15 protein-coding genes and 5 tRNA genes are annotated in these 18975 nt (G+C 47.1%); 8 read left to right on the top strand and 12 right to left on the bottom strand.

Features of this window, described 5'->3' with window-relative positions; translation table 11 throughout:
- The first annotated feature begins 51 nt into the window (after window positions 1-51).
- Window positions 52-1317: a C4-dicarboxylate transporter DcuC gene (dcuC, locus tag M3080_RS03135; RefSeq protein ID WP_249091852.1), complete on the top strand. Its 1266-nt coding sequence runs from the start codon at window positions 52-54 to the stop codon at window positions 1315-1317.
- 87 nt (window positions 1318-1404) lie between these two features.
- On the opposite strand, the gene thiC is transcribed toward dcuC, so the two are convergent.
- From thiC to earP, 10 genes are all read right to left on the bottom strand, one after another.
- The gene (gene thiC / locus M3080_RS03130) at window positions 1405-2976 is read right to left on the bottom strand and encodes a phosphomethylpyrimidine synthase ThiC (RefSeq protein WP_249091851.1); all 1572 of its coding nucleotides are present in this window, start codon (window positions 2974-2976) and stop codon (window positions 1405-1407) included.
- Between the two features lie 216 nt (window positions 2977-3192).
- Window positions 3193-4944 (bottom strand): C69 family dipeptidase, encoded by a 1752-nt coding sequence (locus M3080_RS03125; protein ID WP_249091850.1) that lies wholly within the window; start codon window positions 4942-4944, stop codon window positions 3193-3195.
- 157 nt (window positions 4945-5101) lie between these two features.
- On the bottom strand, window positions 5102-5455 hold the full coding sequence (locus M3080_RS03120; RefSeq protein WP_249091849.1) for a DMT family protein: 354 nt from the start codon (window positions 5453-5455) through the stop codon (window positions 5102-5104).
- 110 nt (window positions 5456-5565) lie between these two features.
- Window positions 5566-5642: transfer RNA gene (locus tag M3080_RS03115), tRNA-Arg, on the bottom strand.
- A 36-nt stretch (window positions 5643-5678) separates the two neighbouring features.
- The gene (locus M3080_RS03110) at window positions 5679-6617 is read right to left on the bottom strand and encodes a nitroreductase family protein (RefSeq protein WP_249091848.1); all 939 of its coding nucleotides are present in this window, start codon (window positions 6615-6617) and stop codon (window positions 5679-5681) included.
- A 14-nt stretch (window positions 6618-6631) separates the two neighbouring features.
- Complete coding sequence (locus M3080_RS03105) at window positions 6632-7030, bottom strand: nitrous oxide-stimulated promoter family protein (protein ID WP_249091847.1); 399 nt, start codon at window positions 7028-7030, stop codon at window positions 6632-6634.
- Window positions 7031-7037: 7 nt separating this feature from the next.
- On the bottom strand, window positions 7038-7976 hold the full coding sequence (gene uriH, locus M3080_RS03100; protein WP_249091846.1) for a uridine-preferring nucleoside hydrolase UriH: 939 nt from the start codon (window positions 7974-7976) through the stop codon (window positions 7038-7040).
- Window positions 7945-8910, bottom strand: coding sequence for a ribokinase (locus tag M3080_RS03095; RefSeq protein ID WP_249091845.1), 966 nt, complete (start codon window positions 8908-8910; stop codon window positions 7945-7947). The genes uriH and M3080_RS03095 overlap by 32 nt, the downstream gene beginning before the upstream one ends.
- Before the next feature lie 154 nt (window positions 8911-9064).
- A complete protein-coding gene (gene efp, locus M3080_RS03090; RefSeq protein WP_022472813.1) occupies window positions 9065-9622 on the bottom strand; it encodes an elongation factor P in 558 nt (185 codons plus the stop codon).
- A gap of 149 nt (window positions 9623-9771) precedes the next feature.
- Entirely contained in the window at window positions 9772-10881 is a 1110-nt protein-coding gene (earP, locus tag M3080_RS03085; protein WP_249091844.1) for an elongation factor P maturation arginine rhamnosyltransferase EarP, read from the bottom strand.
- Window positions 10882-10937: 56 nt separating this feature from the next.
- Between earP and uvrC the strand changes: the two genes are divergently transcribed.
- From uvrC to M3080_RS03070, 3 genes are all read left to right on the top strand, one after another.
- Window positions 10938-12806 carry an excinuclease ABC subunit UvrC gene (uvrC, locus tag M3080_RS03080; RefSeq protein ID WP_249091843.1) on the top strand — a complete coding sequence of 623 codons (1869 nt, stop codon included), beginning with the start codon at window positions 10938-10940 and terminating at the stop codon, window positions 12804-12806.
- On the top strand, window positions 12796-13398 hold the full coding sequence (gene pgsA / locus M3080_RS03075) for a CDP-diacylglycerol--glycerol-3-phosphate 3-phosphatidyltransferase (protein WP_249091842.1): 603 nt from the start codon (window positions 12796-12798) through the stop codon (window positions 13396-13398). The genes uvrC and pgsA overlap by 11 nt, the downstream gene beginning before the upstream one ends.
- Window positions 13399-13586: 188 nt before the next feature.
- A complete protein-coding gene (locus M3080_RS03070) occupies window positions 13587-15125 on the top strand; it encodes a Na+/H+ antiporter NhaC family protein (RefSeq protein ID WP_249091841.1) in 1539 nt (512 codons plus the stop codon).
- Window positions 15126-15200: 75 nt separating this feature from the next.
- Here the strand turns inward: M3080_RS03070 and M3080_RS03065 are convergent, their stop codons facing one another.
- Window positions 15201-15590: a NirD/YgiW/YdeI family stress tolerance protein gene (locus tag M3080_RS03065; RefSeq protein WP_249091840.1), complete on the bottom strand. Its 390-nt coding sequence runs from the start codon at window positions 15588-15590 to the stop codon at window positions 15201-15203.
- Window positions 15591-15898: 308 nt separating this feature from the next.
- On the opposite strand from M3080_RS03065, the gene M3080_RS03060 reads away from it, so the two are divergent.
- The 4 genes from M3080_RS03060 (at window position 15899) to M3080_RS03045 (ending at window position 16312) form a co-directional block, all read left to right on the top strand.
- Window positions 15899-15974, top strand: a tRNA-Gly gene (locus tag M3080_RS03060).
- Window positions 15975-15994: 20 nt separating this feature from the next.
- A tRNA-Cys gene (locus tag M3080_RS03055) sits at window positions 15995-16068 on the top strand.
- Window positions 16069-16091: 23 nt separating this feature from the next.
- A tRNA-Gly gene (locus M3080_RS03050) sits at window positions 16092-16167 on the top strand.
- A 55-nt stretch (window positions 16168-16222) separates the two neighbouring features.
- Window positions 16223-16312 (top strand) — tRNA-Leu (locus M3080_RS03045).
- A gap of 77 nt (window positions 16313-16389) precedes the next feature.
- Here M3080_RS03045 and M3080_RS03040 read toward each other — a convergent pair.
- On the bottom strand, window positions 16390-18969 hold the full coding sequence (locus M3080_RS03040) for an autotransporter outer membrane beta-barrel domain-containing protein (RefSeq protein WP_249091839.1): 2580 nt from the start codon (window positions 18967-18969) through the stop codon (window positions 16390-16392).
- Window positions 18970-18975: the final 6 nt, after the last annotated feature.

Below are 18975 nucleotides of genomic sequence, written 5' to 3'. Positions count from 1 at the left end.
AGGCTCATTGGGGACAATCAAACTCTTTTTCCCCTTATTCTGGAGAACAACATGACTTGGACTATGTGGGCGGCCTTGATCGTGGTAGTAGGCACGGTCTGGGCGCTGATCAAGCGTTATGAAACACGCTTGGTGCTCTTGACATCAGGCTTGATCATGACCATCCTTTCTTTGGATCCGATGGCAGCGTTTGAGCAATTTGACAAATCGATGACCAACAATTCGCTGATCATCGTGATCTGCTCGTCGATGGGTTTTGCCGCGACGATGAACTTGACCAAATGTGACTTGCATTTGGTCTCTCTTTTAACGAAGCCCTTAAATAAATTGGGCATTTTGCTTTTGCCCTGCTGCATGATCGTTACGGGTATTACTTCTCTTGCGATCTCCTCTCTTTCCGGTATGTGCGCCGCAATCGGCCCGACCATCGTGGCGTTGATGATTCGCGCCGGTTTCCGTCCTGCAATGGCTGCCGCCACCGTGATTGCCTCAACCCTGCCGTCCTTCTGGTCTCCGGGTTCTTCCCATAACGGTTTCGTGGCCAAGCTCGCTGAATGGCCTGTGATGGATTTCATTACCTATACGGGTTTCCGTACGCTTTTGATTTCCATCGTTTGTATTGTTTTCCTGACGGTTGCCTGTTTCATTTTTGGTGACTTCAAGAAGGGTGGTTTTGAAAACGAAGGCGTGCACAAGAGCAATGTTGAATTGCCCGAGCATCCCAATATCCTTTGGGCCTTTGCTCCGCTTCTTCCGGTCGTTCTCTTGTTCGTTATCGCTTTCTGGTTCCCGAATGTGAAGATGAGCGTTGCAACCGCCATGCTCTTCGGTTTCATTTACACCATGATCGTGACGCGCTCCAATCCCACGGAATTGATTAAGAAGTTCTTCGACGGTATGGGACATGGCTACGGCAGCATCATCGGTTTGATTATTGCGGCCGGTGTATTTGCCGCCGGTTTGCGTACCTGTGGTGTGATTGATGTGTTTGTGGAATACCTGAAGAATTCTTCCGAAGTGGCCAAACTCGGTGCCGCTATCGGTCCGATGGCTTTGGGTATTATGACGGGTTCCGGTGACGCCGCCGGCTTCGCTTTCAATGAAGCCGTAACGCCTCACGCTCCGGAATTCGGCATGACAATTCCTGACTTGGGTTACTTGGCAATCGTTTCGGCAACTTTAGGCCGTGTGTCTTCGCCGATCGCCGCCGGTGTCATCATTATTGCCGGTATCGCCAATGTTTCGCCCTTGGAAGTGATTAAACGCTCGCTTCCTGTGAATGCGGCAGTCTTGGTGTTCCTGTACTTTATTAGTTAAAACATCAAGCTAGGCGCAGGCTTAAATTCTTGCGCACGAAAAGCATCCGCCCGCTGACTTTTCCATAAAAGAGCGGGCGGTTCTTTTTTAACCGAAAAGATCCCTGGCTATTTTCATTGGACAAAATTTTGGACCGCACATGGAACAAAAATGAGCTTCTTGGGCGCCACTTCCGGAAAGAGTCTCTGAGCGCATTTGTTCGGCTTTATCTGGACTTAATGACAGTGCGTATTGGTCTGTCCACCTGAATTCAAAACGAGCCATACTCATCAATGCATCCCACAATTGAGCACCTGCTACACCTCTTGCAACATCGGCGGCGTGAGCAGCTATGCGAAAAGCTGCCATACCCTCGCGAACGTCATTGGAGTCGGGAAGACCTAGATGCTCTTTGGGAGTGACGTAACAAAGCATGGAGGCTCCTTTTGAAGCGATTTCGGATGCTCCGATCGCTGCCGTGATGTGATCGTATCCCGCGCCAATGTCGCAAACAAGAGGTCCTAAGGTATAGAAGGGAGCATCATCACACCACGTTGATTCCAACAAGGCATTCATTTCAATTTCAGATTGACGAATATGTCCGGGACCTTCAATCATCACTTGAACATCAAAGTCTGCGGCTCGTCGATTTAACTTTCCTAACGTTTGAAGTTCGGCCAATTGAGCGGCATCACTTCCATCTAAAATGGATCCAGGTCTTAATCCGTCTCCGAGCGAGAGAGTGATGTCATAGTGGCGCGCGATTTCAAGTATTTCGTCGAAGTGCTGATAGAGAAAATTTTCCTCATTTTTTAAGTGCATCCATTGAGCCAAAATTCCGCCTCCGCGAGACACTATTCCGCAAAAACGATTGCGAGTTAACTCAACATGGTGACGAAGAACGCCGGCATGAATAGTCATGTAATCGACTCCTTGCTCAGCTTGTTGTTGCATGACGTGAGCAAATAAGTCCCAAGAGATCTCGGAAATATCTCGAGCGCGTTCCAGCACTTCGTAAATTGGAACTGTTCCAATTGGAACAGGACTTGAACGAATGATGTTTTCACGAATTTCTGAAATTTGTTCTCCAACGGATAAATCCATGACAGTGTCCGCCCCGTTATTAATGGCTTCAGTCAATTTCACAATTTCTTCTTTTTTTGAATCCGCTCTGACTGTATCGGAGGTACCGATATTGGCATTGATTTTTGTTTTAAATTGTTTGCCAATGACCATTGGACGAGCTTCCGGATGCAAGAAATTCAATGGCAAAACCGCCCGGCGAGAAGCAATTTCTTTTCTAACTGTTTCACCGCTAATTCGTTCACAACGATTAAGGATAGGAAGTAATTTCGCTTTTAATTGAGGAAGTGCATAGCAATCGAGTTGTTCCTCTAATTGGCTGACCGATATGCTTTCGCATAAGGCCGCATAATGCATTTCGGCGCTGATTTCTCCTTTTCTGGCCAAAGCCAGCTGGGTGGGAGATCCCGGACGAGGTCTTTCTCGTTTGGTTAAGGGAAGTTTTGATAAGTAGGCTGCCTGATTAGGAATATAAAAGCTGGGATTCTTTCGAGCACCAAAAACAATAGCCGTATCGGACTGAGTGATGCGTTTGAATGGAATTTTTTCGCCGCAGTCGGTTGTGAAAAATTCGAGCTTTTCTAGTTGGTTTTGCATGGTTGTCTCCATAAATTAGGAGGACTTCCAACGTGGTCGGCACATTTTTCAATGTAGAAAATTAACGTTTTGCGCCGCAGGTTTTAACCTGATCCGCTAATGGGAGTATTTCTCAACGGCCGTTTTGACCGTACCTCCAACGTTTTTATTGCAAAACTGTAGCAAAAAAAAATCGGGCCGCGTGCGGCCCGAAAAAGTAAAGTGAACGTTTAAGTTTTAGTCGACAAACTTGACCGTATCCATTGCCACAAAGCGGATGCAGTTACAAAGACCACGGAGGTACGTATCGGTTACTGTGCCGGCGATGGCAAACTGTGCGACCTCATGGGCGTTAAAAGTCAAAACGCAATCGGTAAAGCCATCACCGTCAACATCTTCGAAGCGGTGTTTGATCGGACGCGCCGGCGCATTGACAGATTCTTTCTTTCCTGTAAAGCCCAGACTCCAATAGACCGTTTCCATATCCAGACCCGTCACGTCGAAATCGGCGCTACCATAAAGGACAACTTCCACTTCATGCTCTTGGCTGATGCTTACCGCTTCAGCTTCAACACTCATTGTGTGAAGGCTGATTTGTTTGAGCATGGTTTCCCATTTTTCATCAGCTTGAGCACATTCTCTGGCCGTAAATTCGCCGAGGTATTGTCTGGCTTCTTCACGCGAAAGCGTTTTTGCATGAGCCACTGCGGCTTCATAATCACTTTGAAGTTTTTCAGTAAATTGCTTCTTGGCACGAACGATACCGGGCAGAAGACCGCGGTTGAAGTTCGTTAGTTCACCGACTGTGGCGTAGATAAAGAAACTCTTATCCAGATCGTAGTCCAAATAATGGGGTTCAAGATGGAAGTGATTCTTTCTCGCCTGCTCAATGCTCATCCACTGATAGCCTTCAGGGATAATGCCCGACATTGGGAACCAGGGAATATAAACGCCGGTATCCTGATAGCTCGAGCAGCGCCACATTGTGTTGTAAAGCGGATCTTCAGCTAAATCCATAACCCATGATTCACGTGTTTGAGAACGGGAAATGTCACGGGCCGAAACGTGGAACGCGTCTTCTTTGCCGTCTCCTCGCATCGCGTAGGATTCATAGCAGGTGAGCCCCAGGACATCGCGAACATCTTCGACACCCATGGCGTGAGCCGGAGAAAGCAATTCCGGGTAATGTAATTCATCACCGTAGTAATTTCCGGTAATAGCCCACCAGCCCAGGCGCATGCGGACGGATTTTGTCGGCGCGTGGCGGTTTTCATCGCTTTGATAAGCCATGGCGAAGTCAAAGTCACTGTAGTCACCGGGCACCTTCGGGGTATAGCGGCCTTTTTTAATGGCATATTCAATCAAGTCGGCCGGAGCGATGACGTTTTCATGGTCATTGATGTCAACGTGGCGGATGGCAAGCATATTGGAAATCAACATAACCTTGTCATCGGGAATGCGCTTGGCAACGTAATGGTGGCCCTTGACAACGTTTAAGCACCAGGCTTCATTTTTGTCGGCAACGGTATAGTTTCGGGCAGAGCCGAAATAGCCGTATTCATCCAGAAGTTTGGCGGCAATTTCCATGGCTTCACGGGCAGTTTTGGCGCGTTCTGCCATAATGCGGCGAAGCAGGAAACCGACGCCACCGTCTTTCAAACCGAGGGCGGCTTCATCGGGATCATCGCCATCAAAGGAAGAACCACCGCCGTTGGAGCAGATAACTAAGCCGGCTTCGTTCGCATACCCTTGGTCAAAGGAAGAACCGTCAATTTGCAACATATTGGACCAATAGGTGGCAAGCGTTTCTGCTGCTTGGGGAACTTTGGCACGGCCAGGTTCTGCGACGAGCAAATCACTATCGGCGTGCTTGCCGCCCGGCACATAGAACTGCTGATGGAAAACGCGGCCGCCCGCATCCTCGTTGTGACCGACAATAACTCGGCCGGTTTTTGAAACGGCTTTACCGACAATAACGGTGGTACACATGAATGGTTCTCCTTTCGGGTGTACGTCTAGAGGGTTGAAAAAGCCCGTTGGGCGGGCTCTGAAAAATAACTAAGCAATATTACCAAGGGCAAGTAAAAAAGAAACGGCCGTTAGTGTTTTTGCTAATGGCCGTTTGGATGGAATTTAAAAAAATCTGCTACCACTCGTGGAATATGATGAACGCCGCCGCGACGATCAGGGCAAAGCCCAGTATGTAGTTCCACTTGAGCGGTTCACCCAAATAGAGAACAGAAAAGCCCATGAAAATCGTCAGCGAAATGATCTCCTGGATGGTTTTAAGCTCCGCGGCACTGAAGTAGCCGTAGCCTATGCGATTGGCCGGCACTTGAAAACAGTATTCAAAAAAAGCAATGAGCCAGCTGATAATGACAATGTGCCAGAGAGTGACTTTGGGGAAACGAAGATGTCCATACCAAGCAAAAGTCATAAACAGGTTGGAGCACAGCAAAAGTCCGATAGTCACAACCGGAACAGGCAAATGCGACAACATGGCAAAAATCCTTAAGATCAGTAGGTTAAATCGTGGAGGCGATTATAGGATCGCGATCCGTTTGTATGCAAAAAATAAGGGGGAGTTATTGAACTCCCCCTTACGAAATTTGGTGCGCCGGGTAGGATTCGAACCCGCGACCCCCTGGTTCGTAGCCAGGTACTCTATCCAACTGAGCTACCGGCGCGTGAGGACGTAATATTACGTAGCTATTCCCTTTTTGTCAAATTACATGATCAAAAATGGAAGCCGGATGTTCTCCGACCGAGCAAATTGCCATTATTTTTTCGTCCGGAGCTAATTTCATCAGTTCCCTTGCTTTTTGATCATCCACTAATAATCGGCAGGTACAACCCAGCCCCATGGCCACCGCGGCTAAATAAACCGCCTGTACCTTAACACCGACATTGATCGCGCGCGCTCTTTCATTGAGCTCGCCTTCAGAAAAATCGACTTTAAATGTTTTATCAAGGAGTTTTGTTGTAAAGGTCTCCGTTTTTCTCGCATCTGAAACAAAAACCAGATGTTGGCTGGCCAGCTTCATCCAAGTTTTTATTTCACCGAAGTGTTCCCGTTGGTCTTTGCCTTCAATAAAAAGCAGGGCATGGCGCTTGGGAAGGTATTTCCATATGCCGTTTGCTTGCACAACGTAGACACTGACATCTTGCCAATTCAAAGCTGACGGGGTTGTCCGTTTGAAATTTTTTCGATTAATACCGTTTGCAGCCCACAACAGTGCCGCGACCATTTCTTCGGCGATGGGTTCGCCGGAAAAATCTCTGCTCGAACGGCGTTTTTCTAATGCCTCCTGAAGGGTCATTTCTAATTTTCGAGGCGAGGGCAGTTGCCTTAAAACATCATTTTCACCGATCGTTTCCAACGGTTCATTTTCTTCTTTGTAGCGATCGAGCATTGCCTGCAGTTCGTCAATCTCAAAGCGATCAAGCCACTGATCCAGTTTTTCCCTTGAGCGTTCCTGCACATCGTCCCACTCCAGGAAAAATTCATCCTGCTTCGTTTTGATTTCCCGAGTGAAGAGTTTTTGTCTGGCCTTTAAATCACGTTTGGCACTTTCCCAGTCTTTAATAAGTCGTTCTTGTCGTTCTTTTAATTCGGACTTCAGATTTTCAATTGAGTTTTTAAATTTCGCTTTAACAGGCATTTTGACCTTCCTTCTTAGTCGGCTTTTACTCGAACGCGCCGAGCTTTGGGATTGCGGGGCTTGTCAGGGGCATTTTTCATATTTTTAATGAGGTGTTCGGCAGTGAGAATCGGATGACGCCATAGCATCCTCGGTCCTTCTTCTCGCATAATGACCCGAACTCTGTCTTTTTGTTCGGCTCGATAGCAGTGGATTGTGCATTTAAAGCAAGTTGGTTTTTTCTGACCAAAGGGACAGCAAGCCAGACGCGTTAATGCATACACGAGAAATTGTTTGCAGTCGTCACATAACACTTCGCTTCCGTGGTGACGTTGGCAATAGTCCTTAACCATTGCCGTGAGTAATTTCGCTTCTCGCTTTAAAGCGCCGGCTTCAAGCCTTTCGGCATGAACAGTTGGTTTAAGCTCATCCATAGGAAACCTAAAGGTTTTTCACCGCATCGGTGATGAGATTCCAGAATCGAGTTTGATCAAGCTTGACGGCTACCGACGTATGGCAATCCTCGGGAGCGGGTCTTCTGAGATCAGTAACGGTCATTCCGTTTGAATACCGGCCCCAGCATTCCACGTGCACGACGGCTTTTCGTGTTTGCATAACCATCGGATCAATAACGTAGGCAACGGCACAGGGATCGTGAACCGGCGGTTCGTCAAAACCTTTGGAGCGTTTGTAATTTTCGGAAAAGCGAGTCAACACTTGAGTAAGAAAACGAGCCGCTTGCGAATCAATGCCGGCAATTTCTTTTTTCACAGCTGCCGTCGCCAAGGCTTGATACGTCAGATCCAAACCGACCATGACAATCGGCCATTTTTCCTCGAAAACAATATGGGCCGCTTCCGGATCATTTTCAATGTTAAATTCCGCCATGGGTTTAACGTTGCCGATATGAAAGCCTCCGCCCATCAAAACGACTTCTTTGACACGGTCAACGATTTTCGGTTCAAGTCGAGCGGCCAATGCAATGTTGGTAAGCGGTCCGATCGGCACCAAAGTAACGCTTTTTTCCGGTTCGGCCATGATGGTCTCGACAATGAGCTCGGCCGCGTGACGGCAATCCACTCGATAGTCCGCTTCGGGCAAAGTCGTTCCATCTAAGCCTGATTCACCATGGATGTTGGCGGCAACGACAATTTGGTCACGTAAAAGGGGGCGAGCCGCGCCCGCAGCTATCGGGACGTGATCCAAATGAGCTAACTTGGCGATGCGAAGAGCATTGCGGGTGACTTTTTCAAGAGTTTGATTGCCGGCCACTGTGGTAATGGCCAGAACGTCGATTAAAGGGTTGCCTGCAGCAAGCAAAATGGCTACGGCGTCATCGTAACCCGGGTCACAGTCGATGATAATTTTCTTTTTCTGCATGGTTAGACCTTCTTTCTTTAAATTGAATGACTTCTTCAAAATGCGGAATAGACGGTACGGCTCCACATCTCGTCACGCTAATGGCTGCGGCAAGCATAGCTTCTTCAATAAGAGCTTTAAATTTTTCGATATCCTGTTGCGTCAAATACGCCATGATGGCTTTCATCGCGTAACCGACAAAAGTATCACCCGCACCGGTTGTGTCAACAGCGTTTACGCGGAAAGCATTAAAAGATAGACGAAGGCCGCCCTCAACAGGCAAATCACAAATCATTCCCTTGGCTCCCAGGGTTAAAAATAAGAGCGCCTGAGGGAAATGCTTTCTTAATTCATTCAGTAAAAACGCTTCATTGTCGCTATTTGTTCCCAGGATTCCTTGAGCTTCGGTTTCATTGACAATAAGCGCATCAACTAAATGAAGCGGGTAGTTAAGTACCTCGGGGGAATAGGGGGCGGGATTAAAGATGGTATGAAGATTTTGCTTTTTAGCATTTTCCAGAGCAAAACCGACGTTGTTGACTTCATTTTGCAATAAGACAAAATCTCCTTCGTCTAAGCTCTTAAAGGCCTTTAGTATGACCTCTTTATCAATGGCGTGATTGGTGCCCGCAAAATATAAGATGGCGTTTTCGCCGTCCGGGGTGACCTGAATGACTGTATGGCCGCTCGGGCTTGTTTCATCAATCGTGAGAAAATGGGTGTCTATTCCCGACTCTTTCATGAAGTCGCATAAAAATTGCCCGTCACGGCCTATCACACCGAGGTGCGTAACCGCTAGGCCGCTTCTGGCTGCCGCTATGCTTTGATTAAGACCTTTTCCTCCCATGAAAATGTCTCGGTGAGCGGCCTCAAGTGTTTCGCCTGCCCGCAAAAAATGAGGAACACGATAAACGTAGTCGATATTGATGGATCCGATATTTAAAAGCCGCTTCATAGTGACAAACAAAAAAGTTCGCTAACGGGCTTATTTTAACGGAAGGATTGGGGGACAAATATTTTCAAAGGAGAGAATTTTGTTAAGAAAAACAAAATGAAAAACCCTTGACCGAGGCCAAGGGTTTTTGCACTGAAAATTCAGTTCGTGTGAATTACTTCACGCGAGAGCGGTATTCACCCGTGCGGGTGTCCACTTCAATCTTGTCGCCCGTTTCAACGAAAGCGGGAACTTGGAGCACGTAACCTGTGGTGAGGCGGGCAGGCTTCATCACCTTGCCGGAGGTATCACCCTTGACAGCCGGTTCCGTGTATTCAACTTCGCGAACGAGAATCGTGGGCAATTCAACGCTGATGGCGCGGCCTTCGTAGAACACCACTTCAGCGGGCATGCCGTCTTCGAGGTACTTCAAGGCGTCTTCCATAACGTCGGCTTCAACTTCGTATTGGTTGTAGTCGGCGTCCATCCAGACATAGTGCGGGTCAGCGAAGTAGCTGTAGGTCACTTCCTTGCGATCGAGCACGAGGTCTTCAAACTTGTCATCGGCACGATAGACGGTTTCAGTGCCGGCACCGGTGAGCAAGTTCTTCAACTTCATCTTCACCACGGAGGCGTTGCGGCCGCTCTTGGAATATTCAGCCTTCAACACAACCATCGGATCCTTGCCGATCATGACCACGTTGCCGGCGCGCAGTTCTTGTGCAATTTTCATCTTAAATTCTTCCTCTTTGAATCCTTTCACTCTAATTGGATTCGGGAGCGACCCGAACTTTTCAGACTGAAGGGTTCATTAAAAACAGATAGGGAATAAACTCCCAAAGAAACGTTTCTCTTTTCGCTCTTTAGCGAAAACGCAGTATTTTATATTTTTTTTATCTGTTCGGAAAGTTTTTCAGACAGAGAGCCTATCGCCTTTATTTTCTTACTGAAACACTCCGACGCTTTTTTCCATTGATCAAGCTGATCAATTAAATCGGAAAAAAGCTCAGGGTTAAATTCGCCCTCATTCATCGCCTCTTGCAGTTTGCACCACTTTTTAAAAAGCGCCTTATCCTCAAAACAATTTTCAAAGCGCCCCTCAAGCGCACGCAACTTCAGCATATGAACGTCATCATCTTGATGATAAATGTGCCACAAAAAGGGGACTGCGGCAATCATCGCTCGGGCAGCACTGTCTTCTCCTCGGATAAATACGATGTCAGATGACCAAAGTAAACGATCAAAGTCTTTTTGCGAGACAAAAGGCAGACAATTCACGGTGACGCGTGAGTTTGTTCGCTTGCTGAGAGCTTTTGCCAGCAATTTGCCGGCTTCGCATTGAGTGACCGATAACTCAATAGGGCGTTTTACGTCACACAATGCCTGCGCAATTTTTTCAATGGGGCCATAGGGGTAAGCAAAAAAGAGAACACGAAGCGCGTTTGGGTTTTTAGGTTGCTTGGCCAGAAACAGGTGCTTACTGTGTTCATAGTCTTTTTCGATTATAAGTCCGCCGGATTTTTCCGTTACGCCGGGAAAATAATTCGTTTTAATAAGGCCGCTTGACGGATCGATTGAGGGGACAAGATGGCAATCTTCAATCCAGTCCTCTGCGCTGAAGTAATCGATGTTAAACCAGGCGGGAGAGGTTTTTGCCATTTTTGCCTGATAGTCTGGCGGCAGTCTGCAGGCAAAGCCTTCTATCACCACGTTAGCCGGAAGCAGGGGGCAGGAGGCCGTATCCCAGTCTTTTTTCCATAAACAGACTTCAATGGACTCATTGGAGCCAATTTTTTCAATAGGGGTATGAGAATTGCAGCCGGCCAATGCGCATAATGTGGTCGGATCATCGATGATGAGTCTGACAGCATAGCCCTCGGCACGAAGCGCCCGGGCTAATCGCCACATGACGCCGGCATCGCCAAAGTTATCAATAACGCGGCAGAAAATATCAACATCAAGGCAAGTGACGGCTTTTTGCACGGCAGGCATAAACAATTACAATGTTTCAAAATTAAAAAGAAAAGTGTAAGCGAAGCGAGAGAAAAATGGCGTTTGATGCCAAACCGATTCTTAAAAATCTTCCCGGTTTGCCCGGTGTCTATCGTTACTTTGATGAAGCGGGACAGTGCCTGTATGTTGGCAAAGCCCGTGATTTGAAGAGACGCGTCTCGAGCTACTTTCAGAAAAACGATTTAAGTCCCCGTATTGCCATCATGGTCTCTCAAATAGCCCGGATGGAAACAACGGTTACCCGCTCTGAGGCCGAGGCGCTTTTACTTGAAAATAATTTAATCAAGACGCTTTCTCCTAAATACAACATTCTGTTTCGTGATGATAAGAGCTACCCTTACCTAAAAATCAGCGCCGAAGACTTCCCTAGAGTGTCGTATTACAGAGGTGGGGTGGATAAAAAAAGTCGTTTTTATGGCCCTTATCCCAATTCGCAAAGTGTGAAAGAAGCTATTCAGATACTGCAAAAGGTTTTTAAGCTTCGCACTTGCGAAGGCCCTGTTTTTAAAAACCGCTCCAGAGTTTGTCTGCTTGCGCAAATCGGTCGCTGCTCCGGCCCTTGTGTGGGGGCAATCAGCCAAGAGGATTACGCCCGTGATGTGGCCCGCGCTGAACAATTTTTGGACGGAAAGTCCGAAGATCTTTTAAGTGAAATGCAAGAACGCATGATGCAGTTTTCCGAACGGTTGGAGTTTGAAAAAGCGGCTGTCGTGCGAGACCAAATTGCAGCCTTATCGAATGTCTTACACCGTCAAACGGTTGAAACAACGGGCTCAGACGTGGATGCGGACATTATTACAGTGGCTTCTCAAGGTACTAATGTTTGTGTTAATTTGGCCATGGTTCGGGGCTCCAGACACTTGGGTGACAGGGCCTATTTCCCCAACATTCCGAAAGGTCAATCTGTTGATAAGGTAGAAGTCTTTGAAGCGTTTGTGAGTCAGCACTATGAGTCCATGCCGGTACCGACACTGATCATTACAGATGTGCCGGGACAAAAAGAGGAATTGGAAAGCCTTTTGTCCGAATTGTCCGAGCGGCGGGTGACGGTTGTTCATTCTCCGGTCGGCGTCAGACGTGAGTGGCTCAATATGTGCAAGACAAACGCCGATATTGCTCTTGCAAGGCATTTGGCTTTGGAAGGTTCTCAACTTTCACGCTTAAAAGAATTGTGTGAAGTGCTCGAGATTTCGGTTCCCAATGACGATTGGATGAAAGTCAGACTCGAGTGCTTTGATATCAGTCACACATCAGGAGAAGCTACGCAAGCTTCCTGCGTTGTCTATGAAGGGGCGGGAATGGTGCACAACCTCTATAGACGCTTTAATATCACCGGAATTGAGCCTGGCGACGATTATGCGGCGATGCGCCAGGTGATTGAAAGACGCTATTTGCCTGTTAGCCGAGGAGAGGCACAGCTTCCCACGGTAGTGCTCATTGACGGCGGAAAGGGACAGGTAAAGATGGCCAAAGACGTTTTTACCGAGCTGGGGTTGGATACCTCGGTTCTTGTCGGCGTGGCCAAAGGTGAGGGGAGAAAGGTCGGACTGGAAACACTTGTCTTTGCCGATGAATCCAGAGAACCGCTTGAACTCGGCCGACAATCCCAAGCTTTAATGCTTGTTGCGGAAATTCGAGACGAAGCCCACCGTTTTGCTATTACCGGCATGAGAGCCAAGCGCGCTAAAACGAGAAACACCTCAAAACTAGAGGATTTTGAAGGTATCGGTCCCAAGAGACGTCAAAAATTATTGAGCCGATTCGGAGGAATGCGCGGATTGAAGAACGCAAGTATCGAAGATATTGCTACAATCGAGGGGATTTCGCGAAAGCTTGCCGAGCGGATCTATCTTCAGTTGCATGGGCAAGCGCCTAAAGAGATATCAGAAAGCAATGAGTCGTAAACCACTACCGGTGAATGTACCGATGATCTTGACGTGGGCGCGTATTGCGCTCATACCGTTGATTATCGGGGTGTTCTATATTCCAGATCATATTCTTTCGCCCTTTATGCAAAACGTGTGGGCGACCGTGATATTTATTGTGGCGGCGTTGACCGATGCCTTTGACGGGTATTTTGCCCGACGCTACAACATGGAAAGCGCCATTGGAGCTTTCTTAGACACTTCGGCCGATAAGCTGATGGTTTGTGCGGCGCTGATTGTTTTGCTCGACTTCAATCGCGTTGATATGTTGGTGGCTTTGATCATCATCGGTCGCGAAATCACGGTGACAGCTCTTCGTGAATGGATGGCCAAGGTGGGGGCTGCCGCCCGAGTCAAGGTGAATTGGTATGGCAAGATCAAGGCTATAGCCCAAATGGTTGCTATCCCGATGCTGCTTTTTTACGAAACGATTTTCGGTATTTCCATGGCTTGGTTGGGAACGATCCTGATTTACATTGCGGCAATTTTGACGGTTTACTCCATGATTGTTTATCTGAGAGCCGCCGGTCCCTATTTGAGCTCAGAACCTAAGACCAAACAAGATAATTAAGATTGTTTGAGTGACGATAAAAGGCTTGGATAAAAATCTGAGCCTTTTTATTTTTTATCATTGAAAAGTTATATTGCTGCCGGTGGAGTTTTTTTTCCATCGAATTTCAAAGGCTTAAGTCTTCCATCGGGATAATCTTTTGTTACAATTGATCACTTCACTTTAATTTTCTAAGAGGAATCCTCAGAATGGATCCGTTTAATGCAGGTTGGCTATCTATTTTGCCGCCGGTGATTGCCATTGTTTTGGCGCTCTGTACCAAGGAAGTGATCTCTTCTCTTTTGATTGGTATTTTATCCGGCACCTTCATTTATGCCGTTGGTATGGATCATACCAACCTTTTGATGGGGACGGTTCAAACGACTTTCAAACTGATGAGCACCAAAGTGGACTTCAATATTTTGATGTTCTGCACGATGTTGGGCGCTCTGGTTTATACCATCAGCATGGCAGGCGGAAGCCGTGCGTACGGTGATTGGGCTATTCGTCGAATTAAAAGTCGTAAAGCATCTCTTTTTGCTTCCGGCGGGTTAGGAGCCTTCATCTTTATTGATGACTATTTCAATTGTCTCACGGTCGGCACCGTTATGCGTCCGGTTACCGATACGTATGGCGTTTCCCGCGCTAAGCTTGCTTATATCATCGACTCCATGGCAGCTCCCGTTTGTATCATTGCACCGATTTCTTCTTGGGCGGCAGCCGTGGGAAGCAGTCTGAAATCAACCGGTGCTTTCGAAAGTGATTTCTCGGCATTCATCTCAACGATTCCCTATAACTTCTACGCTCTTACCTGCATTGCCATGGTCTTTATCCTCTGTTTCTTCCAGTTGGACTTCGGACCGATGCGCCGCGCGGAAGAACGTGCCCAAAAGGGCGACGTGGGCAGCATGGATACCGCAACCGATCAAATGCGAGTGAGTGAAAAAGGCACGATTTGGGATATGGTGGTACCGATCGGCGCTTTGATTGTCTTCGCCGTTTTGTGCTTAATGTACTCTGGTGGCTATTGGGGCGATGATCCGGCTTACCATTCCTTTGCCGCTTCTTTAGGTAACAGCTCTGCCTCTGAAGCATTGGTATGGTCTTCTTTCGGAGCCCTGGTGGTGGCTTTCCTGATGTTTGTGCCCCGCAAGGTTGTCTCTTTCCGTGATTTCATGGACGGTTCTGTGGAAGGTATGAAGATGATGCTGCCGGCCAATATCATTTTGGTGTTGGCTTGGACGATTTCCGGCGTGTGCCGTGACTTGCTTCAAACGCCGCTTTTTGTTGAATCGCTTGTGACAACGGGCGGGTTCTCCGCTATGTGGTTGCCCGCTGCAGTGTTTGCGTTGGCAGCGTTCCTGTCGTTTTCGACCGGTACAGCCTGGGGTACATTCGGTATCTTGATTCCGATTATTGTGCCGGTGGCCCAAGCCTTGGATCCCAACTTGGTTGTTGTGTCTTTGGCTGCTACTTTGGCTGGCTCTGTATTCGGCGACCACTGCTCGCCAATTTCCGATACGACTATTTTGTCATCGGCAGGGGCCGGCTGTTCGCATATTGAACACGTTGCCACACAGTTGCCCTATGCTTGGGTTTGTGCCATTGCTTCTTTTGCCGGTTACGTTGTGGCAGGCCTAACGGAAGCTAATGCTTACGCTAGTTTGGCAACCTCTTTCGTTACCTTAGTAGCCCTGATGGTGATCTTGCACCTCTTGGGGAACAAGCGAACAGCTCAGCTCGCATAGTACGGAAGTTTTGCTAATGCAGAAAAGGCCCTTTCGGGCCTTTTCTGTTAGCTGCTGTCGCCTTGGGTGAGGCTATTATTGAAGACGCTTGGCGTCAATCACATCCAATTCGATTGAGACAAAGTCTTTGTCCACTTCCGCCACGATTTCCATCAATGCGTCTTTGTGTACTTGAGACCAGTTTTGGTCATCATCGAGTTCAGCGACAATCTTGTCTCCCTTAACGTCGGTAAACTCAAATTTTTCTTTGCTCAATTGTTTGGTGAAGCGACCTTGTAAAGTGACGAGCTGATCGTCATGAGCTTCTTTTTTCAATTGTGCAATGGAATCCATCTTCTGAAGGGTAAAGCCTTGCGGGGCACCGGGGCGTTCCTGAGCTCCAAAACCGCTCGGGCCGGCAGCAAGCGCTGCAAACGGAACGGCTAACGCACATAGGGCGGCGGCTAATGTGGCTTTCTTCAACATGGTGTATCTCCTATTGTTTTAAATCTTCGTTTTTCTTGACTAGCAGTTTAGAGGGGCAAACTTAGAACAAAAATAGGGAAAACTTAGCGCTTCCTAAGTCAGTGCAAAAATTTGCAACAGAAAAGATTTAGTAAGAAGTAGTTATTGCTAGCCCGAGTGATGCAACGGGTAGACGTAGCTGATTTAAAATCCGCCGCCAATTAAAACGGCGTACGGGTTCGATTCCCGTCCCGACACCAGAACTTAGGAAATTTATACTTTTCTCTTGACAAGGCAAGTCGCATCATTACAATAACAACTTCTTCGACGCGGGAATAGCTCAGTTGGTAGAGCGCAACCTTGCCAAGGTTGAGGTCGCGAGTTCGAGACTCGTTTCCCGCTCCATCCTCTTTTTAGAGTGTGATGGCGCGATAGCAAAGCGGTTATGCAGCGGATTGCAAATCCGTATAGAGCGGTTCGACTCCGCTTCGCGCCTCCAAACTTATGTAGGGGAGTCGAAATGCGGGAATAGCTCAGTTGGTAGAGCGCAACCTTGCCAAGGTTGAGGTCGCGAGTTCGAGACTCGTTTCCCGCTCCAGAATAATAAAAATAAGCCGACCCCACTTGGTTGGCTTATTTTTCACCGGTTGGTAGGCCGGGTGACGGAACTGGTAGACGTAGCGGACTTAAAATCCGCCGCCAATTAAAACGGCGTACGGGTTCGATTCCCGTCCCGGCCACCAAAAAGATAGAACCTGGGGTGTAAAAGCCCCAGGTTTTTTCTTATCTAATAATTTCTTTGCTCCAGTCAATAAATTGATTAATAGCGGTACTCCACTTGAGCTTTACCGCTTATGCCTTCGCGTTGGCCGACATAGCCTCTTATTTTCAAATCAACAACCCAGGGAGAATCCTCCGATTTGTATCTAAGGCCTAAGGATCCGATGCCCATGGAACCACGCATCGAGGCAGCATCGGCAATTTTTTCTCCGTTCGCTTCAACGTGCACATCCGGCGTAAAGTCATATTGGTAGGCCAAACCTGTATATGCCCAGAAAGAATTCTGAAGCGGGAAATAGAGACGTCCGCCCACACGGATGCGAGAGCTTTCGACAGAGTCGAAATCAAATTGATTATTGACGCCGTCGGCAAAAATATCCGTGCTGTCGCTTGGCAGATAGGTATAGAAGTATTTCATAAAGAGGTCGGCTTTCATACATTCTCCGACATCAATAATGCGACCGGCGCCAATATGAACCCCGAAATAGTCGCCGGAGAGATCGTAGCCGTGAGCTACGCCGTTACCATCAACCAATCCTCGGTTGATTTCTGTTTCGGTTTTACCGGCTCGCAACGAACCTTCCGCATACCATCCGGCCGTGTTTTTGATTCGCGCGGAGATTCCCGCGCCGTAATATTTCACTTCACCGCTAAAACGCCTATCAATATTGAGGTAGGACATTTCTTCTGTGTAGTCACCGTTACCGGTTTCTACAAAAAGGTTTAAAAGCAGGGGATTGCCGTTTAGCATGAGTGAATTAGCCCAACCTGCGGCAGCCGTAAAGCCGTGAACATCAATATGTCCGTGTGTGCTGTAATTACTTTGAACGCCGTCAATGGATGCGAAAGTTCTCAACCCCCAGTGATAATCACGGGCGGTTGCATCCAGATTATCCAGAATCAATTCTGCTCCATGGTTAACAAAGAATAGGCTCATGTTTCGATTATTGGAGACAAGCTTTAATTGTTGACTGGGCGCTGTCCCCTGAAGTTTGAAATCGACAGATTTTTCATCTCGGTTATTCTCAATAATGCCGATTGAGTCTTGAGTAATTGTTGAGGGTATGGCCACTTCTTGCCCATTGTCGTAGAACGGATTGAATTGAATTGCGGTCTTACCTTTAATAAGAGACATTTGTTCTCCGAAATGATTTTCTAATCGATCATCAAAACGGATATTGTTTACATCAATTTTTAAGGAAGCAGAAGAGATATCAGTCTCTCCCCATACATTTAAAATACTTTCCCCATTCTTCCATTTGAAATCAGTAAATGCAATGGAGTCAAATTGCTCTAGCCCACCGATATTACCCTTCCATTTACGGACAACCAAAGTATTGTTGTTTGCCTTTCCAAAAGTATTGTGACCTAAAAAGATTGCCTTAGTTAAGTCATTTTTATGAAAATCGTCTGATAAGGATTCAAGAATAATCGTGTTATTAACGACGGATACATCCGTGAATATGTCCGATCCGCCTGCTGAAATTGTAAGGGGACCTTCACTATCTTCGGCAATTTCTACATCAATAAGATGTATGGTATTGCCGCTCACAGTAGCGGATGACAACCATGAGTCTCCACCCAGAATGTAAGCTTCGTTATCAGGATGGAGCGTTGTATTTGAGATTAATATAGTGCCGTTGTGAATACTTCCGGTTGAATTGAAAGAAGTCGCTATTTTCTTGAAATGAATTTCAGAATTGTCAATGAAAACAGCATTACCATCTGCGTTAAATACTCGGTCTTCTTCAAAATCACTGAGATCCAGGTATCCGCCTAAAATTTTGGTCGCATAGAATTGACTGTCAACAATCTCGACGCGATTATCTGAAACATTGCCACTGGCCGCTTGCCCACCTACGATATTTTGAAAAACCGAAATGCTCTCATTCTCTGTCGAAGAACTTTTCCCAAACGAGTTAATTTTGACCCCATTGTGGTGGACATCGGCGGTATGTAATTTGGCTCCGTACAAGCTAGGAGCGATCAATGATTCTTTTTCAAACGATGGTAATGAGTTACTGGTTCCTTCTACCACGACACGATTATAGGAAGCCACCTGATTTGTGTCAGACTGGTCATTTGAATAAGCGCCGATGATTTCCGTATAGGAGTGAAATACACCGCCTGTAACGACGACTTTGTTGCCATACATATTGGCGCTGTCAGACTTCGCAGCGGCAATTTTCCCGGCACCCTCATTGTCACTGTCGGATAATGCTTGAGGATAAAACTCACCGTCTTCCATATTCAGTGTGTTGTTATAGACATCAGAGTCGGCTGAAAAGGCGGCAAAAATATAGACATCGGTCGGATCTTTTGATGTACCGATATTGCCATTCAACCATGTCAAAGTATTGTTGCCAACTTCAGCATTTTTATCTTTGGTATAGGCAAAGTACAAGTGAAGCGCGTGATCTATTGGCTCAGTAAGATCAACTTCATATTGGTAACCCGAAAGATTTTCGCTAAGCTGAAGCTCTTCGTGGTTGCGCACTTTGACGATGTAATCTTTTTCTGAATCTTCAATATTGATGAATGTCGTCTCAGCTGCTGCACATTGAAAACTAAGAGCTCCCCAGATACCGAGAAGAGCTTTAAATAAGAGTGTGTTTTTCAAATCAAT

Origin of the sequence: Parasutterella secunda, assembly GCF_023336895.1 — a bacterium.
GTDB lineage: Bacteria > Pseudomonadota > Gammaproteobacteria > Burkholderiales > Burkholderiaceae_F > Aphodousia > Aphodousia faecalis.
This window is presented reverse-complemented; position numbering and strand designations above follow the sequence as displayed.

Coding starts and splice junctions, on each gene's coding strand:
- M3080_RS03070 (WP_249091841.1), top strand. CDS start 13,587: ATGGATCCGTTTAATGCAGGTTGGCTATCTATTTTGCCGCCGGTGATT.
- M3080_RS03065 (WP_249091840.1), bottom strand. CDS start 15,590: ATGTTGAAGAAAGCCACATTAGCCGCCGCCCTATGTGCGTTAGCCGTT.
- M3080_RS03110 (WP_249091848.1), bottom strand. CDS start 6,617: ATGCCTGTTAAAGCGAAATTTAAAAACTCAATTGAAAATCTGAAGTCC.
- uriH (WP_249091846.1), bottom strand. CDS start 7,976: ATGCAGAAAAAGAAAATTATCATCGACTGTGACCCGGGTTACGATGAC.
- pgsA (WP_249091842.1), top strand. CDS start 12,796: ATGAGTCGTAAACCACTACCGGTGAATGTACCGATGATCTTGACGTGG.
- M3080_RS03125 (WP_249091850.1), bottom strand. CDS start 4,944: ATGTGTACCACCGTTATTGTCGGTAAAGCCGTTTCAAAAACCGGCCGA.
- M3080_RS03120 (WP_249091849.1), bottom strand. CDS start 5,455: ATGTTGTCGCATTTGCCTGTTCCGGTTGTGACTATCGGACTTTTGCTG.
- thiC (WP_249091851.1), bottom strand. CDS start 2,976: ATGCAAAACCAACTAGAAAAGCTCGAATTTTTCACAACCGACTGCGGC.
- uvrC (WP_249091843.1), top strand. CDS start 10,938: ATGGCGTTTGATGCCAAACCGATTCTTAAAAATCTTCCCGGTTTGCCC.
- dcuC (WP_249091852.1), top strand. CDS start 52: ATGACTTGGACTATGTGGGCGGCCTTGATCGTGGTAGTAGGCACGGTC.
- M3080_RS03105 (WP_249091847.1), bottom strand. CDS start 7,030: ATGGATGAGCTTAAACCAACTGTTCATGCCGAAAGGCTTGAAGCCGGC.
- earP (WP_249091844.1), bottom strand. CDS start 10,881: ATGCCTGCCGTGCAAAAAGCCGTCACTTGCCTTGATGTTGATATTTTC.
- M3080_RS03095 (WP_249091845.1), bottom strand. CDS start 8,910: ATGAAGCGGCTTTTAAATATCGGATCCATCAATATCGACTACGTTTAT.
- efp (WP_022472813.1), bottom strand. CDS start 9,622: ATGAAAATTGCACAAGAACTGCGCGCCGGCAACGTGGTCATGATCGGC.